The 1394-nt window shown below is 51.7% G+C and carries 1 pseudogene; it reads left to right on the forward strand.

Annotated features, from left to right (window positions below):
* Nucleotides 1-1394: pseudogene (locus ACFSR7_RS36475) on the forward strand (hypothetical protein); the annotation flags it as partial.

Consider the following 1394-nt stretch of genomic DNA (forward strand, 5'->3'; position numbering starts at 1 on the left):
AAGATCGTCGTTGTGGGTACGACGGGGCAGTACGGATATGTTGACGGAGTCCGAGTCTACGAAATCAGCTCCGCCGACTACTCCGCCATTGACTCCATGACCGCCGCCCAAGTAGCCGCAAAGTGGCCGTATGTAGACGATGCCAAGCATGTCAATGCGGTGTATGTCCATAACGCGGGAAAGAATCTGCTCCCCGGATCGCCTGACTCGCTGCATGCCAATGCTGTTGTGACGAGCCAGTATTCGTTGATGCTCAACGCCACGGCAACCTTTCAGGACAGCGCTATGGTTATCCCGGTTCTCCCAAGCCAATCGTACAAATTTTTGGGCAACACTTCGTCGTCTAACTGCGGATTTGTTGGCGCATTTTTGGACGATAAGCAGGCCAGCATCTCAGGGATTGCGGGGGGAGGCTGGTTACAAGGACTGACGTTTACCACGCCGTCGAATTGCAGTTATGTTCGAATCGTCTTCACCAATAATGCAGTTGGGTCGTTCGTGCTTTCTAACTGGCAACTTGAACTAGGCTCCGTGGCCACCACGTTCGAGACCAAACGCGGCAGCCATTTGTACCTACCCGACGCCCAGCTCCGCAGCAACGTAGACGGCTCCGTTGCCGACTCGCTGTATACGGATGGAGAGGGTAAGCCGAGAGTGACGCGGAGGCTTAGGGAACAAATAGAAGATGGCACCCAAGCATGGATTTTTGTCGAGGGCTTAACAGGATATAAAAGAGTAAAGACTGTATTTTCGGGATTACCTACTGGTTCTACAAATATGTATGCGATTAAGTATGACGGCAAGTTAATCAAAGCAGTTTCCATTTATAGCGTCATCCTCGCGGATACTTGCTATGTAGAGAATGGAAGTATTTTTATCGGGGTTTCCTCCACCGATTCCGGTTGGGCCGATGCCTACACGCCAAGCGCTGCGGAGATCGCGGCGTATTTTTATGGCTGGAAGATGTATCCCTCCGATACGGATAGCACCGGTACAGCAGCTTACACGGGTACAGGTACCAAACGTTGGATGGCTCGTAAGGCGGACGGGTCACTTGACCTTGGAAACTTATCCACGGCCAACACGGTTCCAACTTCACAAGCGCCTTTATTTACGCCGTACCGCCTAATCTATCAGCTCGCCGCAAGTGTCGATGAAGCGCTGAACTACGAGGGCGATCTCGTCTTACATGAGGGCGGAAATCAAATCGAGGTTGGGACCGGTATTGTGGTACGGGAGGCAGCAAAGCCGGCATTGGCGTCGCAATGGTATGTGTTTAATGACACGACGACGAGTGTCAGCACATCCCTTAAATATCGAACAGACCGCATCAGAGCCATCTATCGTAATCAGTTGCAAGACAATCAGTGGATGATCGATGGAACTAACGCGTA

Source organism: Cohnella sp. GCM10020058, from assembly GCF_042683485.1.
Taxonomy (GTDB): domain Bacteria; phylum Bacillota; class Bacilli; order Paenibacillales; family Paenibacillaceae; genus Cohnella.